At 65.3% G+C, this 18,724-nt stretch carries 17 protein-coding genes; 5 read left to right on the top strand and 12 right to left on the bottom strand.

Annotated elements, in window-relative coordinates:
• Positions 1–48: 48 nt before the first annotated feature.
• Entirely contained in the window at positions 49–1,803 is a 1,755-nt protein-coding gene (locus GA566_RS22100; RefSeq protein WP_237380578.1) for a HAMP domain-containing sensor histidine kinase, read from the top strand.
• Positions 1,804–2,089: 286 nt separating this feature from the next.
• Here GA566_RS22100 and GA566_RS22095 read toward each other — a convergent pair whose 3' ends face one another.
• Both GA566_RS22095 and GA566_RS22090 read right to left on the bottom strand, forming a co-directional pair.
• Positions 2,090–2,884, bottom strand: a complete 795-nt coding sequence (locus GA566_RS22095; protein ID WP_137927845.1) for a VacJ family lipoprotein — start codon at positions 2,882–2,884, stop codon at positions 2,090–2,092.
• A gap of 85 nt (positions 2,885–2,969) precedes the next feature.
• On the bottom strand, positions 2,970–5,693 hold the full coding sequence (locus GA566_RS22090) for an MMPL family transporter (protein WP_160474012.1): 2,724 nt from the start codon (positions 5,691–5,693) through the stop codon (positions 2,970–2,972).
• Between the two features lie 208 nt (positions 5,694–5,901).
• Here GA566_RS22090 and GA566_RS22085 point away from each other — a divergent pair, with 208 nt between their 5' ends.
• A complete protein-coding gene (locus GA566_RS22085) occupies positions 5,902–6,531 on the top strand; it encodes a phospholipid-binding protein MlaC (protein WP_137927843.1) in 630 nt (209 codons plus the stop codon).
• A gap of 147 nt (positions 6,532–6,678) precedes the next feature.
• Here the strand turns inward: GA566_RS22085 and hpnH are convergent, their stop codons facing one another.
• Together hpnH and ispH are read right to left on the bottom strand one after the other, a co-directional pair.
• Entirely contained in the window at positions 6,679–7,845 is a 1,167-nt protein-coding gene (hpnH, locus tag GA566_RS22080; protein ID WP_137928598.1) for an adenosyl-hopene transferase HpnH, read from the bottom strand.
• A gap of 34 nt (positions 7,846–7,879) precedes the next feature.
• Positions 7,880–8,878, bottom strand: a complete 999-nt coding sequence (gene ispH, locus GA566_RS22075) for a 4-hydroxy-3-methylbut-2-enyl diphosphate reductase (RefSeq protein ID WP_137928599.1) — start codon at positions 8,876–8,878, stop codon at positions 7,880–7,882.
• 156 nt (positions 8,879–9,034) lie between these two features.
• On the opposite strand from ispH, the gene hpnA reads away from it, so the two are divergent.
• Complete coding sequence (hpnA, locus tag GA566_RS22070) at positions 9,035–10,099, top strand: hopanoid-associated sugar epimerase (RefSeq protein WP_255459447.1); 1,065 nt, start codon at positions 9,035–9,037, stop codon at positions 10,097–10,099.
• Here the strand turns inward: hpnA and GA566_RS22065 are convergent, their stop codons facing one another.
• The 4 genes from GA566_RS22065 to GA566_RS22050 form a co-directional block, all read right to left on the bottom strand.
• Positions 10,100–11,245, bottom strand: coding sequence for a glycosyltransferase (locus tag GA566_RS22065; protein ID WP_202126851.1), 1,146 nt, complete (start codon positions 11,243–11,245; stop codon positions 10,100–10,102).
• A gap of 7 nt (positions 11,246–11,252) precedes the next feature.
• Positions 11,253–12,113 (bottom strand): ferritin-like domain-containing protein, encoded by an 861-nt coding sequence (locus GA566_RS22060; RefSeq protein ID WP_202126920.1) that lies wholly within the window; start codon positions 12,111–12,113, stop codon positions 11,253–11,255.
• 301 nt (positions 12,114–12,414) lie between these two features.
• Positions 12,415–12,696: a hypothetical protein gene (locus tag GA566_RS22055; RefSeq protein ID WP_137928629.1), complete on the bottom strand. Its 282-nt coding sequence runs from the start codon at positions 12,694–12,696 to the stop codon at positions 12,415–12,417.
• Between the two features lie 151 nt (positions 12,697–12,847).
• Positions 12,848–13,090 (bottom strand): hypothetical protein, encoded by a 243-nt coding sequence (locus GA566_RS22050; protein ID WP_137928628.1) that lies wholly within the window; start codon positions 13,088–13,090, stop codon positions 12,848–12,850.
• A gap of 184 nt (positions 13,091–13,274) precedes the next feature.
• On the opposite strand from GA566_RS22050, the gene GA566_RS22045 reads away from it, so the two are divergent.
• Positions 13,275–14,420, top strand: coding sequence for an AGE family epimerase/isomerase (locus tag GA566_RS22045; protein WP_160474011.1), 1,146 nt, complete (start codon positions 13,275–13,277; stop codon positions 14,418–14,420).
• Positions 14,421–14,559: 139 nt separating this feature from the next.
• Here the strand turns inward: GA566_RS22045 and GA566_RS22040 are convergent, their stop codons facing one another.
• Entirely contained in the window at positions 14,560–15,417 is an 858-nt protein-coding gene (locus GA566_RS22040; protein WP_137925438.1) for a LysR family transcriptional regulator, read from the bottom strand.
• 129 nt (positions 15,418–15,546) lie between these two features.
• Here GA566_RS22040 and mdtD point away from each other — a divergent pair, with 129 nt between their 5' ends.
• Positions 15,547–16,965, top strand: a complete 1,419-nt coding sequence (gene mdtD, locus GA566_RS22035) for a multidrug transporter subunit MdtD (protein ID WP_160474010.1) — start codon at positions 15,547–15,549, stop codon at positions 16,963–16,965.
• A gap of 137 nt (positions 16,966–17,102) precedes the next feature.
• On the opposite strand, the gene GA566_RS22030 is transcribed toward mdtD, so the two are convergent.
• From GA566_RS22030 to GA566_RS22020, 3 genes are all read right to left on the bottom strand, one after another.
• A complete protein-coding gene (locus tag GA566_RS22030) occupies positions 17,103–17,480 on the bottom strand; it encodes a hypothetical protein (protein ID WP_160474009.1) in 378 nt (125 codons plus the stop codon).
• Positions 17,477–18,148, bottom strand: a complete 672-nt coding sequence (locus GA566_RS22025; RefSeq protein WP_137925435.1) for an alpha/beta hydrolase — start codon at positions 18,146–18,148, stop codon at positions 17,477–17,479. The genes GA566_RS22030 and GA566_RS22025 overlap by 4 nt, the downstream gene beginning before the upstream one ends.
• Before the next feature lie 95 nt (positions 18,149–18,243).
• The gene (locus GA566_RS22020) at positions 18,244–18,558 is read right to left on the bottom strand and encodes a hypothetical protein (protein ID WP_137925434.1); all 315 of its coding nucleotides are present in this window, start codon (positions 18,556–18,558) and stop codon (positions 18,244–18,246) included.
• Positions 18,559–18,724 lie beyond the last annotated feature (166 nt).

The raw sequence follows: 18,724 nt of genomic DNA, 5'->3' as shown, positions 1-18,724 counted from the left end.
GCGTGTTCGGGATGCGTGACGACATTGCATCGGCGGAGGGTGTGGATCATGACGTCCAGACCTGCGGCCGGTAGGTTCGCCGCCGCCTTCTTTCATCGCCGCACCCGTGTGGAATGGGTGCTGCTGCTCGTGGCCGCGCTATGCGTCACCGCCGTGGTGGCCCGCTTCAACTGGTTCGAGCGTGCCGACCTGGCCCTGCTCGATTTTGCCGTCGCCAGCCAGCCGCACCTGGCCATGGAGATCCCGGCCAACGCGTGGCAGACCCTGCGCGTGCCCGAACTGGCCGGCTGGTTCGCCACGCTGCTGCCAGTGTTGCTGGCTGCGCTGGCCGCCTGGGTGCTCACGCCGCGCGACGCGCTGATTGCGGTGGTCGTGCTCGTGGCCGCGCTGATCGGCGGCAGCATTACGCTGGTGGGCAGCGTGCACCTGTGGTTCGCGCCGTCCGCCGCCGTCTTTGGCTGCCTGCTGGTCTATCCGCTATGGAGCTGGCGCCGCCAGGAAGCGGCACTGCGCTTTCTCTCGGAAGAACTCGTGCGGCTGGGACGCGAGCCGGGCCTGCTGGCCGCGCCGACGCGGGTCGATCATTCGCTCGATGGCCGCATGCAGGCTGTGTACGACATGACGGCGCGCCTGCGCGACATGCGGCGCTTCCTCTCGGATGGACTGGAGAGCCTGCCCGAGGCCACGGTCATCTGCAATCTCGACGGTGGCATCCTGGTGGCCAACCGCCGCGCCGTGGCACTGGTTCCCGCAGTATTGCAGGGCATCAATGACCTGCCGCAGCCCGTAGGCTTGGGCGCATTGAGCGGGAAGGGCGGATTCGGGGGCGATGACGCGTTCTATGACGACGCCTACGGCGGACTCGACCGCCCGGGGCTGCCCGATGTGGTGGAGACGTTGTTCCCGGTGCCCGGCCCTGGGCTGGCGTACTGGGATGCGCTGTGCGGTGCGCTGGATGCCGATGCGCCCGTGATGTCGTCCTCCGACTCGCATGGCGTGGAACTGGCCACCGAGGACGACCGGCGCTACCTGCTCCACGGCGCGCCGTTGCACGGCGAGGAAGGGCGCCCGGCTGGCGTCATCGTCAGCCTGGTGGATATCACCACCGTGCGGCGCGCCGAGCGCCAGCGCGAGCAGACGCTGCACTTTTTGTCGCACGACATGCGCTCGCCGCAGGCATCGATCCTCGCGCTCATCGACATGCAGTCGCGCGCGGAGCGCGCCTTGCCGCAACCGGAACTGCTGGGCCGCATCAGCGAGCATGCGCACCGCACATTGGCGCTGGCCGATGATTTCATCCGGCTCGCACAGGCCGAATCGCAGAACCTGGTCTTTGCCGACGTAGAGGTGACCACGCTCGTGCTCGATGCCACCGACGAGATGTGGGCCCTGGCCAAGACGCGTGGCATCGAACTCGAACTGGATCTCGATGCCGAGGGCGTGGCGCTGCGTGTCTCGCCAATGCTGCTGGTGCGCGCGGTGGCCAACCTCGTCAGCAATGCCATCAAGTTCAGCCCACCCGGTGCACCGGTCAAGGTGAGCCTGTACCGGTTGGGACCGTATATCGCGATCGATGTCATCGACCAGGGCCCGGGCATCGCGCTTGAGGCGCAGGCGCGCCTGTTCCGCCCATTCAGCCGCGTGCATGCCCAGGGCAACGATGCGCCATCGGGCAGCGGTCTGGGACTGGTCTTCGTCAAAACCGTGGCCGAACGGCACGGCGGGCGCGTCATGCTGAAAAGCGATGCGGGAGAGGGCGCCACGTTCTCGATCTGGCTGCCGCTACGCAGCCGCGCGGGCTGACACAATTGTTGGCAATCCAACACTCAAAAATTGCCTACGATCTGTCGAGCCACGGATACCGCATCCGCTGGTCTTCGCGTCCGCGCCGGGCCCCGGCGCGGGCGCTTTTTTGTTTTCCAGACGCTTGAATTCTCTTTTGGTTTTCTCCCCTCTCCCGCAAGCGGGAGAGGGGCGGGGGAGAGGGCCGGCCGTTCAGATTACGACAACATCGGCAAGCAGACCCTCCAGCCCTCTCCCCAACCCCTCTCCCAGAGGGAGAGGGGAGCAAACCAACAGGGGAGAAGTCCTACTTCGCCATCCCCGGCGCCGGAGCCGGCGTCGCTGGCGTAGCAGGCGCCTTATCCCCGGCCGGCGCCGAATCCTCGTCATCGTCGTATGTCGGCAATTCATCCCCGCCGCCGCTCAGCAGGTATTGCCGGCGCTGGCGGTAGGCATCGCGCACGAAGGCGTACTTGTCGAGCGCGGCCTGCGAGAGCAGGTCGGTGGCGCCCAGCATGTTCGCGCGGACGTTGATCACGTTGATGCCGAACATCGTATTGCGCCACGCCGGATCGAAATAGTGTGCCGGGTCCAGGTAGAAGCTCCCGGCCAGCCCGATACCGTCGCGAATCGAGCTGGGCCCGAACAGCGGCAGCACCAGGTACGGGCCAGCCGGCACGCCCCAGTAGCCGAGCGTCAATCCCAGATCCTGCGAATGGCGCGGAATGCCCGCTGCCGTGGCGATGTCGATCAGGCCGCCGATGCCCAGCACCGTGTTGATCGCCACGCGCATCATCGTCTCGGCCGCTTCCACGCCCTTGAGCTGCAGCACGTTGTTGGCGAAGTTGCCCACGTCCGAGAAGTTGTTGAAGAAGTTTGTCACGGCCGCACGCGCCGGGGAGGGCGTGACGTACTGGTAGCCCTTGGCCAGCGGCTGGGCCACGTAGGTGTCCACCTTGTCATTGACCGTGAAGATCGCCCGGTTCATCGGTTCGAGCGGGTCCTGCGGATTCGCATTGGGGCCGGTTGCGCAACCGGTGGTCAGGGCGCAGAGCGCGGCGGCAGCCAGCGCGCTGCGGGGAAGAACGTTGCGGGAGAGCATGGTGAGACGGTCGGTCTTTTGGTTCTTGTCGTGGAGACGGTCGCCGGAAACGCTGGCCAACCATCCTGATTGCCGAGGTCGCGTGCTAGCGCGACGATTTTCCTGAATCGGCTCCTGAATTATCGGCAGATTGTGCCATGGTCGTAGCCACCGTGAGTGGGGGAAGAGACGGACCGAGCGGCTCCGGCCGGCCCGGCTGCTCGCGCCGGGGGCGTCCCATCAGGATGGGCTGGAAGAACACGGCGCCTGCCAGCGTGCAGACCAGCGCCAGTGCCAGCAGCTTGCCCATGCTGGCCGTGCCGGGATGGTGCGACAACCAGAGGCTGCCGAACGCCGTGGCCGTGGTGGCCGCGCTGTAGAGCACCGCATGGGTCAGGCTCGACTGCAGCAGCTTGGTCTTGCCGTGGCGCCACGCAATCACGTAGTAGATCTTGAACGCCACGCCGATGCCCAGCAGCAGCGGCAGCGCGATGATGTTGGCGAAGTTCAGCGAGATGCCGAAGATCACGCACAGCTCCAGCGTGACCAGTCCCGACACCAGCAGCGGGATCAGCGTGCGCACCACATCGCCCACGCGGCGCAGCGTGATCCACAGCAGCACCGTGATCGAGATCACGGCCCAGATCCCCGCGTGGATGAACGCGGTCATGATCGTATCGGCCGAGCCCTTGATCGCAATCGGGCCGCCCGTGGCATCGGGTTGCACACGGGCCATGGTGGCGATGAACTGGTCGAGCGCAGCCTCGCGCGCGGCGTCGTTCTTCGCGCCCGGGGGCGGCAGCTTCGGGCTGACGTTGACGAGCGCCTGACCGTTCGGCGCCAGCCAGTCGCGCGCCAGTTCGGGCGGCAGCGTCTGGCGGGTCACCGGCTCGGGCTGGAGCGTGCGCTGCAGCGAGGCCAGTGCCAGTCGCAGCGGCAAAGCGATGGCTTGCTCGGCACGGTCCCGCACGGCCGGGGTGGCATCGGCCAGTTGCTTGAGCGCGCGCGATAGATGTTCCGCCGATGCCGCACCGGGCCCCGGATGATCGAGCGCGGCCAGCGACAACTGGCGCGACGCGTTGCGCAGCGAGGCCACGCGCAGCGCATCGGAGGCAGGCGTTGCCGTCGATTGCGTGAGCACTGGCATCAGCGTCTTGTTCAGCGCGGCGATCGTGGCGAGCTTGGGCGCCTGATCGTCGGGAATGAAGGTCTTCAGCGTGACCACGCGCTCGACCTCGGGCAGCTTGGAGAGCTTCGCCGCGATCTGCTCGGCATCCTTGAGCGTAGGGGCCAGGACCTTGACATCGTCGGTGCCGGCCTGCGGAGCATCCTTGAGCGCCAGCAGCGTCGCCATCGATTCCGAATGCGGGTCCTTGAGGTGCAGCGGATCGAAATCGAAACGCAGGTGCGGCAGCAGCGGGGCACCCGCCACGAGCACGGCCAGCACACCCACCAGCGTGCCCTTGCGATGGCGCTCGAAGAACGCATCGGCCGGGGCCAGCCAGCCGAAGCCCGGCATTTCCTTCTCGCCCGGCGGGGCCAGCACGCGAATCAGGGCGGGCAGTGTCGTGAACGTGGTAGCGAAGGCGATGAACATGCCCACCCCAGCGATCTTGCCGAGTTCCGCCACGCCGCGATAGTCGGTGGGCAGGAAGCAGAAGAACGCGGCGGCCGTGGCAGCGGCGGCCAGCGTCAGCGGACCGGCCACATCGCGCGCGGCCAGCGTCAGCGACTCGTTGAGGTCGCCATGCTCGCAACGCTCGGCGCGGTAGCGCACGCCGAACTGGATGCCGAAGTCGACGCCGAGGCCCACGAAGAGCACCGCGAACGCCACCGAGATCATGTTCAGCGCGCCTACCATCAGCAGGCCCAGCGCTGCCGTGATGATCAGGCCGGCAATCAGGCTCACCAGCACCGCCGTGATCAGCCGTGCCGAGCGCAGGGCCATCCACAGAATGCCGACCACCACCAGCAGCGTCAGGATGCCGTTGAGCGCGGCCCCCTCGCTGACCGAGGCAAATTCGTCATCGGCCAGCGGCTGCGGGCCTGTCAGGCGCACCTGGGCGTTGTAGCGCTCGGCCAGTTTGAGCTTTGCTGCGGCGGCGCGAATGGCATCGCTGGCGCCGGCACCTGCCTTGAGATCGCTGTAGTCCAGCACGGGGGAGACCGTGACGAAGCTGAACGCGCGGCCATCGGCATTCGGCTTGAGGCTGTCGTCGACGAGTCCCGCCCACGACAGCGCCACGGGCTTGTTGGCCAATACGCCGTCCACGGTCTTTGCGCTTTCGCCCAGCAGCTTGTCCATGTCGGACAGCTTGACCTGACCGAGCTGCAGCGGCAGGGCCAGCGTGGTGGTCAGCAGGTCCGACAGCCCGCGCAGCGTGGGATCGTGCGCGAGGTTGTTCAGCAGCGGCCGGGCCTGCGAGAGCTTGTCGGCCATCTCGCTGACGCTGGCCGGGTCTGCGAACAGCAGCCCGTTGCGCTCGAAGAATGCCCCTGCACCGGGCTGGCCCACGGCGTTGAAACGGCTCGGCTCGTCGCGCAGCGCAGCGGCCAGTTCGTTGGCGGCGGCATCGGCCAGTTCCTTGGCCGGTGCCTGCACCACGGCCAGGATCATCTTGTCGCGCTGGGGGAATGCGGCGCTGATCGCCGCATCGTTCGTTGCCCAGGGCGCGTCGGACTCCAGCAGCTTGCTGATGTCGGTGTTGATGGCGAAATTGCGCGCGACGTAGAAGCCGCTGGCGGCGGTGAGCAGCAGCGAAATGCCGATCACGAGCCAGGCGTGAACGGTGGCGAATTTGACGGTGCGAACCAGCAGGGGTCTGATCATGAGTCCTGTATCTATTGCGTCCACCTTCGCCAGGGCGCCTGGGGCGCGGCGGGCGGCAACCGGAGTATAGCGGCTGGATACCTTCCCTATGATGTTTGGCGCCTTGTGCAGCGCACTGGTTCGGCAACCCGCCCACGTGCCGAGCGGCTCGCCGTTCCGCTATATACTGGCCCGACCGGCCACCCCGGCCGCAGTGCATCGAAGACTCATGAACCGTTACGCAATGTTCCCCGCCGCAATCATCGCGCCCATCGCCGCCGTGGCCATGGTCGCCGTGGTTTCCCCCGCGCACGCGCAGTCCAATGCCGCACCGGACAAGCTGGTCCAGTCCGCGGTGGAGGGTGTGATCACCAAGATCAAGACCGATCCGGAGACCCGCTCGGGCGATCTTGCAAAAATTACCGCTGTCGTCCAGCGCGACTTCCTGCCTTACACGGACTTTGGCCGCACGACGCGACTGGCAGTAGGAAATGCCTGGAAACAGGCCACGCCCGAACAACAGAAACAGTTGCAAGAGCAGTTCACCGCGCTGCTGGTGCGCAGCTATGCCATCTCGCTGTCGCAATTGCGCGAGCAAAGTCCCAAGTTTACGTACAAGCCGGCCAAGTCAGGCAATAACGCCAACGACGCCGTAGTGGCGACACGGGTGCTGAACAACGGGGACGAGATGCTGATCGACTACCGCCTGCAGAAGGGCGGTGACGGCTGGAAGATCTACGACATCAACATGATGGGCGCGTGGCTGATCGAGGTGTACCGCAAGCAGTTCGCGGATATCGTCGCACGCGATGGCGTGGATGGGCTGATCAAGTATCTGACCAGTCACAACAGCCGGTGAGGTAGGGGGGGTGTTCTCCCCTCTCCCGCATGGCGGGAGAGGGGCGGGGGAGAGGGCCAGCAGTTCAAATTGTCACAATCGGCAAGCAGAACCTCCAGCCCTCTCCCCCACCCCTCTCCCGCGTTGCGGGAGAGGGGAGTATTCAGCTCAGTGAACCTGAGCCGCCTGTGCCTTCTCGGCCCGGCTGCCCTGCACCTTCTTCAGGTTGCCGATCTCGGCCAGCTTGATTTCCACGTGGCGCGAGAACACGTAATCCGCCGGGCGCTGGTTATCGAGCGAGATGTCCGGCGCCATCGGGCCATCGGTCTTCACGCCGCGCAGCGTCACGGCCAGGGCCTTGAGCGGGTGCGAGAACGTGTCGGCCACGGCGGTGGCTTCAAAGCCGCTGTGGACCATGCAGTCGGCGCACTTCTCGTAGTTGCCAACCCCGTAGGCGTCCCAGTCGGTGCCTTCCATCAGTTCCTTGAACGTCTTCACGTAGCCTTCGCCAACCAGGTAGCACGGACGCTGCCAGCCGAACACGGTGCGTGCCGGGTTGCCCCACGGCGTGCACTTGTAGGTCTGGTTGCCGGCCAGGAAGTCGAGGAACATCGTCGACTGGCTGAATGCCCAGTTCTTGCCCGCACGGCCGCGCGACAGGATGTCGCGGAACAGTTGCTTGGTCTTGTTGCGGTTCAGGAAGTGCTGCTGGTCCGGCGCGCGCTCGTAGGCATAACCCGGCGACACCGTGATGCCATCGACGCCCATTGCCTTGACCGAGTCGAAGAACTTGGCGACCAGTTCGGGCTTGGCATCGTTGAACAGCGTGCAGTTGATGTTCACGCGGAAGCCACGTTCCTTGGCCATCTTGATGGCGGCCACGCACTTGTCGTAGACGCCTTCCTGGTTGACCGAGTGATCGTGCATCTCGCGGTCGCCGTCGAGGTGGATCGACCACACGAAGTACGGGCTGGGCTCGTACTGGTCGATCTTCTTCTCCAGCAGCAGTGCGTTGGTGCACAGGTACACAAAGCGCTTGCGGGCCATGATGCCGCGCACGATCTCAGGCATGTCCTTGTGCAGCAGCGGCTCGCCGCCGGCGATGGACACCACCGGTGCGCCGCATTCGTCCACCGCTTCCAGGCACTCGGCCACGGACAGGCGCTGGTTCAGGATGGGGTCCGGATAATCGATCTTGCCGCAGCCGGAGCAGGCCAGGTTGCAGCGGAAAAGGGGTTCGAGCATCAGGGCGAGCGGGTAGCGCTTTTGCCCGGTGAGATGCTTGCGTGCGATGTAGGCGCCTACGCGGGCGACCTGCAGAAACGGAATGGCCAAGGGGGTGCTTCCTGTTAGGTTCAGCTTGTTCGCTTCAGCCAGCCACCGTTTGGGCGGCGAGCCGGGCGTCACTGATATCAGTGGTCTTCCTGGCCCCTGGGGCCAGCGTTGCATCGGCAAGTTCAGCCGGCAGGCGGAATTCGGCATGCTCCTCGATCCCTTCCATGGTCGAGATATCGACCGGACCCAGGCGGCGCAAGGCCGCGATGACGTCTTCCACCATGCTTTCGGGCGCCGAGGCGCCCGCGGTAATGCCTACGACGTCTGCGCCTCGCACCCATTCGGGGTCGAGTTCGCTGCCGTCGGCAATCAGGTAACTCGGCACGCCACTTTCCGTGCCGATCTCGCGGAGCCTGTTCGAGTTGGAACTGTTCGACGCTCCGATCACGAGAATGACATCCACTCGCTGCGACAATTCCCGCACTGCGCTCTGGCGGTTTTGCGTGGCATAGCAGATATCGCGTGTACTTGGCCCGACCAGGTTGGTGAATCGCCGGCCGAGCGCCGCAATGATATTACGGGTGTCGTCCACGGACAACGTGGTCTGGGTAATATAGGCCGCCGGCACATCGTCCGGCAGCGCCAGCCGGGCCACGTCGGCTTCACACTGCACCAGATGGACCTTGCCCGGGATCTGGCCCATCGTGCCTTCCACCTCGGGGTGCCCGGCATGGCCAATCAGGATCACCTGACGGCCCGCCGCCGCATACTGGCGGCCCTGGTTGTGCACTTTGACCACAAGAGGGCAAGTTGCGTCAATGGCATGCAGCTCGCGTCGCTGTGCTTCTTTCACCACCTCGCGCGACACGCCATGGGCGCTGAAGATGGTAACGGCGTCATCCGGCACCTCGTCGAGTTCCTCGACAAAGCGTGCGCCTTTTTGCCGCAACCCTTCGACCACATGCTTGTTGTGGACAATCTCATGTCGGACATAAACCGGTGCCCCGTGCTTGAGCAGGGCGCGGTCGACAATGTCAATCGCCCTGACAACTCCGGCACAGAAGCCCCGTGGCTGGGCAAGGATCACCTGCATGGAGATGGCCCCCCGACCCGCTTGTAAAGATTGGAAAACATTCTTTTTGTGGTATTTCCGGCGTCACTTTCCCGGTTAATGGTGGTTACTATATACCGGGCCGGATTTTCATGTTTGCGCGTTGGGTCTTGCCAACATTTGACTTGTCTGGCGTAAATGCAACGGGACTGGCCCGCGAAAGCCGCGATTGTCGCCAAACCTGCACGCAACGTCTCCAGGGGATTTGAAATTCAGAATTGCATTCTCGTAACGGGAGCCTCGGGCTTCCTCGGTTCGTCGGTCATGCGCAAGGCGCTGGAACGCGGATTCCAGGTACGGGTGCTGGTGCGGCCCACCAGCCCGCGCGCCAACCTCGCCGGACTGCCCGTGGAGGTGGTGGAAGGGGATATGCGCGATGCCGCGTCGATGGCGCGGGCCATGGCCGGCGTGCGCTACCTGTTCCACGTGGCAGCAGACTACCGGCTCTGGGCGCCAGACCCCGAGGACATCGTCCGCGCCAACGTGGACGGCACGGTCACGACGATGGAAGCCGCGCGCAACGCCGGCGTGGAGCGCATCGTCTACACCAGCAGCGTGGCCACCCTGCGCGTGGCCGGTGCCACCGGGCCGGTCGATGAAAGGGCAGCCATGGCTGGCCACGAGGCCATCGGCGCGTACAAGCGCAGCAAGGTGCTGGCAGAGCGCGAGGTGGAGCGTCTGGTGGCCGAGGGCCTGCCGGCGGTGATCGTGAATCCGTCCACGCCGATCGGGCCGCGCGATGTGCGCCCGACGCCTACGGGCCGGATCATCGTCGAGGCGGCCACGGGCAAGATCCCGGCATTCGTCGATACGGGCCTGAACCTGGCCCATGTGGACGATGTGGCGAACGGACATTTCCTGGCGCTGGACAAAGGCCGGGTCGGCGAGCGCTACATCCTGGGTGGCCAGGATGTGCTGCTGCGGCAGATGCTGGCCGATATCGCCGGTATGGCAGGGCGCCGCGCCCCGACCATCGAACTTCCGCGCTGGCCGCTCTATCCGATTGCCCACGTCGCGGAAACCGTGGCGCGTTTCACGAAGAAAGAGCCTTTTGTGACCGTGGACGGCCTCAAGATGTCGCGTTACCGGATGTTCTTTACATCGGCCAAGGCCCAGCGCGAGCTGGGCTATGCGCCCCGGCCGTACCAGGAGGGGCTGCGCGACGCCCTCGACTGGTTCCGCGACAACGGCTATCTCAAGTAATCAGGACCGCACGGGCGCCTGCGAGCGTCCCTTCCACTGGCCGCCGCGACGCAGGTAGTAGCGGCGCGCCGAATCCAGCGTGGCGCCAAGGTAGAACAGGGCAGTCAGCGGTAGCAGCGGGGCGAGGCCGGCCGGCTGGCCGTACTCGCGCAGCATCGGCCGATAGCTGACGGCCATCATGATCCAGGCGAGCCACGCGGGCCACAGCGATGCCCCGCCGATCAGCGCCAGCACGGGCGGGGCCAGATAGGTCAGGATCATGCCCAGCGTGGCGCCGATCAGCATCCACGGCGAATAGTGGAGTTGCGTGTAGGCGCTGCGGGCGATCATGTTCCACAGGCTTTCCCAATCGTCGTATGGGCGCAGTGAAATACTGTCGTCCGCCAGATCCAGCCGGATGGAGCCGCCTGCCTTGATGCGCGCCGCCAGGCTGCAATCGTCGATCAACTCGCCCCGAATGGCTTCGAACCCGCCGATCCGCGCCAGCGCCGAGCGGCGCGCCAGCATGCAGCCGCCCGCCGCGCCCGCCACCTTGCTGCGCGGATTGGCCACGCTCGCAAACGGATAGAGTTTGGCGAAGAAGAAGACAAAAGCGGGCACGATCATGCGCTCCCACCACGATTCGCAGCGCAGGCGAACCATGAGCGAGGTCAGGTCGCGTTGTTCGTGTTCGGCGCGCGCCACGAGTTCGCGGATGGTGTTCGGACCGTGCCAGATATCGGCATCGGTCAGGAAGACAAAGCCCGCGTCAGGCATTTGACGGTCCGCTTCTGCCAAGCCTTCCGACTGGGCCCAGACCTTGCCGCTCCACCCCGGAGGCAGGTCGCGGGCGCCGATCACGGTCAGCGCATCGGCGCGGCCAATAGAGAGTGCCGCAGCGCGAGCGATATCGGCGGTGCCATCGGTACTGTGGTCATCCACCACCACCAGATGCAGGCGGCCGGGATATTGCTGGCTCAGCACGCCGGTCACGGCGCGGGCGATCACGTCGGCCTCGTTGCGGGCAGGGATCACGCCGATCACAGGGGGCCACGCGGCGGGTTGCGGGGAGGGGGCGGGTTTGCGCACCCGCCAGAATCCGGCGCGCGCAAAGACCAGCACGCACCAGACCAGCAGGGTCAGCAGGGAACATCCGAAAAGCAGCATCGTTGACTTACCTGATGAAGCGCCGTGCCAGACGGGCCAGTTTCGGTACCGTGGCGGGGCGCACAAGGCGCGCATCATACCCCGCCATGCGCCGTTCGTTCTCGGCCAGGCACAGGTCGATCATGGCGCCGGCTGACAGCGTCTGGCCCAGCGACTCCGCCGCGTTCATCGGAAAGTTCGCGTCCTGCGCGGCGCCATCGGCCTTCACGTCGATGCCTTTGGCGATGCCGATCCGTTCGCGGATCAGGAACAGCCAGACGCGCGCCACCTTCAGCGCGAACGCCGGGCGGCGCCACCATGGCAGGCTGGCGCGATACCACGCCACCCAGTTGGCGAAGAACAGGATATGGCGGCCTTCCTCCTGGATCACCGGCTCGAAGGTCTCCACCAGTTCGGCGGGAAAGAAGCCTGAATCCTTGGCGGCGGCGAACAGGCCGAACGCGGCAAAGCTGTCGATGCACTCGCTGTAGCCGGTCACGAGCCAGCCCCACTCGGCATCCGCCGGCGGCAGGTACTCGGGCTCCGGCGCCAGTTCGATGCCATAGGCTTCCACAAGTTTCGACAGCACCACCTTGTGGCGCGCTTCCTCGTCGCCATCCATCTCCAGCGCGCTGCGCAGCAGGGCGTCGCGCTGCCGTGCGGCAAAGCTGTGCACGCGCACCGAGGCCCGGCCTTCGGTCTGCACGGCGATGTCCCAGATCGGCAGCGAGGTGACGCGACGCAGCGCGTCGGGCGGCAACACGGGCCAGTCGATGACCGAGGGCTTGTAGGGGTTGTGGGTCTGCAGCAGCATGTTGCAGAACATGCGCAGATGGGCTGGAGAGCCGATCCGGAGCGGACCCGGCTCGGGGTCCGTCCAGTTGCGCATGGCATGGTCTGCCTGCTCGATGGCCTGGCGGGCCACGGTGGGTGCCACCTGTGTGGCGCGCTCGATGAACGACTCGGCGGCACCTTTGTTGGCAGCTTCGTTGGCAACTACGGCGCGGGACAGATCGTCCACCACGCCATCGATTTCGAAGGTTCTTTTCATTGGCGCTCCGGGCAGGGGGTGCGGCAGTCATTGTAGCCAGCGGCTGGCAATGCTGCTCCCGGGCGTCCCTGGCACGCCACAAACGAATCCGGCGGACCTTTTCAGGGTCCGCCGGCTGGTTGGTCATGCGTGGATGCCGCTAGCGAGCACGATGTTCGTGCATGGGCGGCCTGGGTTGACGTTGAGGCGGCCAGTCCTGGCCGATGTCCGGAAAGACATCGCATTCACCGCGGACGATGTTCTCGATCGTCGCGCAGATCCCTTCGGTACCGCGCGGCCCGACGCAGACCAGGCTGCGGGGGCGCTCCGAATGGGCCGGGATGGCGTACACCCGCATCCCCTCCCGATAAAGGGGGTGGCAGGTGAGCCGCTCGTTCATGATTTCGACAAAGCGGCTGGGGCTTACGGTCGGCTTGTCCATCGCTTCTCTCCCTCGGAGCTTCCAGACTAAGACGCTCCGGTGCGCGGTTCAAGGCGCGGTGCAGCGCTTCAAGCGCTCATTGGTGCCCATTGGCATCCAATGTCACGCAATGTCACGTATTTTCGTCTGCTGTCACCGTGGTTGTGGCGTATCAGTGGAGACCCGTCGTGGCACGCTGGCCGTCCAGCATGCTGTTGCCCGTGGCCCAGCAGGCCGCTTCGGCCTCGGCGTGCGAGGCATAGTCGGCATGGGATTCGATGGTGCTGTCGCAATCGGCCCCGCCGCATTTTTCCTCCACCACGATGCGCCACGTGTAGCGCCCCGGAGGGTCTTCCAGCACATGCATGACGAGCGTGCGGCGATGATCGGTCAGGGACATCGGATGGGTGGACATGGTATTTCTCCCGGGCGCAGGCACCGGACCGGGGGACCGGTGGACTTTCACCATAGCAAAGCCGCAGGGCAATGCCAGCCCGATTTGATGCGGTGCGGCGTTGTCGGCCTTTGCATGATGCGCTGGGCCTGCTATCGTTTCTCGCCCCGAACCCGGGGTCGCCTTCCGGTCTCCCGAAACCATCATGTCTGTTTCTTCCGCCGTGCCGTCTTCCGTGCCTGCCCGACTCGTCGAACGTATTACCGCGCTGCTGGCGCATTTCGATACGGCCATCCTGCCGGCCTGGACGCACGCGGGCTGGAATCCGGGTTGGCAACTGGCGCATGAGGCGCTCGACGGCACCTCGGGCCAGCCGCTGCCCGACAAGCGCTATCGCGCCATGGCTTGCGCGCGCCAGCTCTATGTATTCGCCACGGCTGGCGATCTGGCCCATGCGCAGACCTTGTTCGCATCGTTGAATCGTCATTTCGGGGATGGCCAGGGCGGCTGGATCTACAGCATCGATGCTGCGGGGGTGCCACTCGACAGTACGCGCGACCTCTACACCCACGCTTTCGTGGTTTTCGCGTGTGCGCATTACTACCGCGCCAGCCAGGACACGGCTGCGTTGGAGACCTTGCGCCAGACCGTTGCGGTGATCGAATCCCGGTTTGCCGATGGCAACGGTCTCTATCACGCGGCGTTGTCGCAGGATTTCGCGCCGAACGGCAGTGGCGTGGTGCAAAACCCGATCATGCATCTGACGGAGGGTTACCTGGCTGCGCTGGAAGCTACTCGCGATGACTGGTTCGCCGATCGGCTGCGCACGCTGGCGCAGTCCGTTCACGCAGGCTTTGTCGATCCGGCCACCGGTTGCGTGGCCGAGTTGCTGCAGGGCACGGATGGGAATCGCATCGAGGCAGGGCATCAGTTCGAGTGGTATTCGCTGGTGATGACCGCTCCGGCGCTGTTTGCCGATACGTCGCTCACGTCCGCCTTGCATCGCGCCTACGATTTCGCGCGTCGTCATGGCGTGGCTGCCGGCACGCTCGGGGTTTGTGCGGCGCTGGATGCGCAGGGCAATGTGCAGGACGACATCGAGCGGATCTGGGCCCAGACGGAGTTCGCGCGGGCGTTGGTGATCAAGGCTGCCGTTGACCAAGATCCGGCGCCGCTGGCGGAACTCGAGGCATGGATCGACCAGTTCCGCGTCCGCTTCCTGCATGCGGGGGGCTGGCACGAGTGCCTGGCGCCGGATGGTGCTGTGGTGCGCAGCGAGATGCCGTCGACTACGCCTTATCACCTGCTGACGGCGTGGCAGGCGCTGCGTCAGCTGCTGCCTGCCGCCTGATAGTTCCCCTCTCCCGCGAAGTGGGAGAGGGGTTAGGGGTGAGGGTCGGTGGCTCTGCTTGCCGACGGCGTGGCAACTTTCACCGCTGGCCCTCTCCCCCAGCCCCTCTCCCGCGTTGCGGGAGAGGGGAGCTAAATAATCACTCCACCCGCAGCGAGCGTAGGTCGCTCTTGCGGATCAACTGAAGCAGGGTTTCGGCCGGGCGTGTCAGGCGCCGTGCGGCCAGTGTGATGAATTCCACGTCGGGCAAGGCGGGCAGGGCGTCGACGTTGACGGGCGGAACCAGTCCGCCGCCGGTCAGGTTCTGCGCACGCACCGTGATGCCGAGTCCGCCTCGTGCAGCCGCGATACAGCCCGAATGGCTGCTGCTTGTGCAGACGTTGCGCCAGCGCCAGCCTGCTGCAGCTAGCGTATCGAGTACCACCGAGCGCGTGACGCTCGGCTCGTTGACGAGGATGATCGGCAACGGTTGCCCCACATCCACCACGGTGCCGGGCCGCGCCAGCCACTCCAACTGGCCACGAAACAGCGGCACGCCGCGCCGCTCCCCCTCGCGTCGCTTGCCGACGATCAGGTCCAGCGTGCCGGCTTCGATCCATTCATAGAGCTTGCTGGTCATGCCGATGGTGATTTCCAGTTCCACGTCGGGATGCGAGGCGCGGAAGGCCGCCAGCACGTTGGGTAGCGGGCCTTGCGCCAGATCCTCGGAGCAGCCCAGACGCACCCGGCCCTGCAGCCGGGGCCCGCTGAACTGCTGCTCGGCACGGGCCAGGCTTTCGAGGATGAGGCGGGCGTGCACGAGCAGCGCTTCGCCATCGGGCGTCAGCGAGAGCGAGTGCGTATCGCGCACAAACAGCCGGCGATTGACGCTCTGTTCCAGGCGGCGGATATGGTCGCTGACTGACGACTGCGAGAGTCCGAGCTGGCGCCCGGCCTCGGTGAAACTGTGCGCAGTGGCCGCCGTGGCGAACGTCTGGATCCAAACGGGATTGAGCATCGGCGCATTGTCATCGGATTTCCCGATGACAGTCAATCATCGCAGAGGGGTTCCCGATGGGGTGCGGGGTGCGTACCATGCTTCCATCGATCCGGGATAACCCGGACCCGCAGTTCAGATACCTGCCCCATGCCGCACGCTCCAGCTTCCCCAGCCACATCCAACAACGCCGCCTTCTCCCAGAAGGCCATGCTGTGGATCGTCTTTGCCGGCTTCTTCATGCAGACGCTGGACACCACCATCCTGAACACCGCGCTGCCGTCGATGGCACATAGCCTGGGCGAGAAACCGCTCGACATGAAGCCGGTGGTGGTGGCGTACACGCTGACCATGGCGCTACTGACGCCAGCCTCGGGCTGGCTGGCCGATCGATTCGGCACACGGCGCGTCTACTTCAGCGCCATCCTGATCTTCGTGCTCGGCTCCGTGTTCTGCGCCGGGGCGCAATCGCTGACGCAACTGGTGATCGCACGCGTGCTGCAGGGCATTGGCGGATCGATGCTGCTACCCATCGGCCGGCTGGCTGTGCTGCGCAATATCCCGGGCGAGCAATACATCGCCGCGCTCGCCTTTGTCTCCGTGGCCGGGCAGGTGGGGCCGATCTTCGGGCCGGTGCTGGGCGGCTGGCTTGTGCAGAGCGCCTCGTGGCACTGGATCTTCCTGATCAATGTGCCCGTGGGTTTGGTCGGACTGTTCGCAGTACGTCGCTACCTGCCCCAGGGCGAGGCCGGCGCGGCGCCCCCGTTCGACTGGATCGGGTGCGGCCTGCTATCGCTATGCATGGTCACGTTCTCGCTGGCGCTGGAATGCGGCACGTTCAATGCGTGGACGGTGTTGCTGATGGTGGTGAGCGTGGCGAGCGCGCTGCTCTATATCCCCCATGCACGCCGGTACACGACGCCGCTGTTCCGGCTCGCGCTATTCCGCGAACCCAATTTCAGCGTGGGCCTGATCGGCAACCTGATCTGCCGCATCGGCTCGGGCGCGGTGCCGTTTCTGCTGCCGCTGCTGTTCCAGCTGCAACTGGGCTACTCGCCGTTCCACTCGGGGCTGATGCTGCTGCCGGTGGCCATTGCCGGGGCCATCTCCAAACGCTGGATCGTGCCGCTCGTGAACCGCTTCGGCTACGACACCTTCCTCATGGTCAACACCGTGATCGTGGGTGTGTCGATGGCATCGTTCGCAGCGATGTCGCCCGGCTGGCCGCTGGCTGCGTCTATTTTCCAACTGGCCGTGTTCGGTGGCGCCAATTCGATGCAGTTTGCCGCGATGAACAGCGTGACGCTCAAGGGCCTGACCCGCGAGGATGCGGGCAGCGGCAACAGCCTGTTCTCGATGGTGCAGATGCTGGCCATCGGCCTGGGCGTAACGATTGGTGGCGGGCTGGTGAGTGTGTTCTCTGCCGAGTTCGGCGTGGCCGCACCGGCTTATCGGCTGGCCTTCCTCACCGTGGGCATCATCACGCTGCTCTCGGCGCTGGTGTTCCGCAGGCTCGACGCGGAACGTCTCAATCCAAAGAGCGTGAAGCGGGTGGTGGAGGCGGGGTAAGTGCTTGGCTCCTGTAAGGAAAAGCAGCCGTTTTATCCGGAATTATTCCGATTTGGATAATTTATGGAAATCGGAATAAAAGCGAATAAACGAGTGTGGCCCTGATGGAACGTGCATCTACTTCGCGCAACTTCCCCTCAACTCTCCGGATCGACCCCATTCTCCCGCAGCATCCGCTCGCATTCGTCGAGCATGTCGTGGGCAAAGGCGGATTGGTAGTTGGGGTCCAGCGCTTCCATCATTTCGTGGGACGCATAGAGGCCGGCTTCGCGCGAGAGCGTCTCGGCAAGCTGGCGCGCCAGTTGGTCGCTGAGATCGGAGAGCAGGCGCCGCTCGGCCAGCGCCAGTTGCAGCTTCGAGCGCGACAGCCAGTTGCCGGCCAGCGTGGCGCCCTGGGCTTCGGTCATCCATTGGCCGTGTTCGTAGTAGGCCGACAGCCGTTCGGCCATCAGCGCGAACATCAGCGCCTTGCGGGTGTTGAAATCGATGCGGGGCGGGGGCGAAGCCGGAATCATTGCAGCCGTTCCTTGAGCCAGCCGCCGATATCGGCAATTTCTTCCATGCAGACCGAGTGGGCCATGCGGTAGGTGTGCCAGGCCACGGGCTGGCCCTGCGCGGTCAGGTGGTCGCGTGCGCGGGTACCCAGTGCCAACGGAACCACACCGTCCTCGGTGCCGTGCGCCGCGAAGATCGGTGTGGCGGCGTTTGCCGGTGCAACATGCTTGGCAATCAGCGCGGTGGACGGGATATACGTAGACAGCGCGATCACGCCGGCCAGCGTCTCCGGGTGGGTAAGCGCCGTGGTGTAGGCAATGGCGCCGCCTTGCGAGAATCCGGCCAGTACGATGCGATCCGACGGGATGCCACGCGCATTTTCGCGTGCGATGAGCGCGCGGACGGCTTCGCACGATTTCCAGATGCCGGCCTCGTCAGCCTGCCGCCCCGCGTCATCGAGCGAAAGGATGTCGTACCAGGCTGGCATCACGTAACCGCCGTTGCAGGTCACGGGAATGGCGGGGGCGTTGGGAAAGACGAAGCGGATGGCCGGCGTCGTGGGTAATCCGAGTTCCGGCACCACCGGCACGAAATCGTTGCCGTCGGCGCCCAGGCCATGCATCCAGATAACAGCATGCGTCGGGTTGGGCGCGGTTTCGATTTCAATCGCGGGTAGCAGGTTGCTCATGGCCGGTTCTCGGATTCGGAAAGGCGGCCAGTATCGCACAGGCCCCCCGCGCGGGCGGGGGGGCGTGCATCCCTACACGCGTCACGCAGCGCGCATCACGCTGCGGAAGGCACGATCGGAATCGTGGCGAGGCCCGCAGTGGCACGGGCCGGTTGCGGCGCCTGCAGCGTCGGCGCCTGAGGCGCGGAGGACGCGGCGGGCAGGGTGGTGCGGCGGTCGGCTACGCCTTCCACGCCCACGGTTCCCACTTCTTCGAGGAAGGCGATCATGTTGCGGTAATAATCGACTTGCATCTGCGCTTCAAGCAGGCGGCGTTCTGCCTGGAAAAGCGTCAGCCTCATGTCTTGCAGTTCCTTTTCAGCGATCTTCTCTGGCGTCGGCGGACTGAACAAGTTTGCAAGCGAACGCATGGCATATACCTCCCGGGGCTGTCTACGGCGGTGATTCATTCGGTTTGTGCGCCATGCGGTCAAATATAGACGATCCGGCGCACGGTACACGATGGGTCACCATGACCGATGTGGGGTCCCCCACAGGGCTGATTGCGGGGCACGCGAAGCTGAGGTAGATTGATCG

Origin of the sequence: Cupriavidus sp. SW-Y-13 (assembly GCF_009793345.1) — a bacterium.
GTDB lineage: Bacteria > Pseudomonadota > Gammaproteobacteria > Burkholderiales > Burkholderiaceae > Cupriavidus.
The sequence above is the reverse complement of the archived record's forward strand: the minus strand, read 5'-3'. Positions and strand labels throughout refer to the sequence as shown.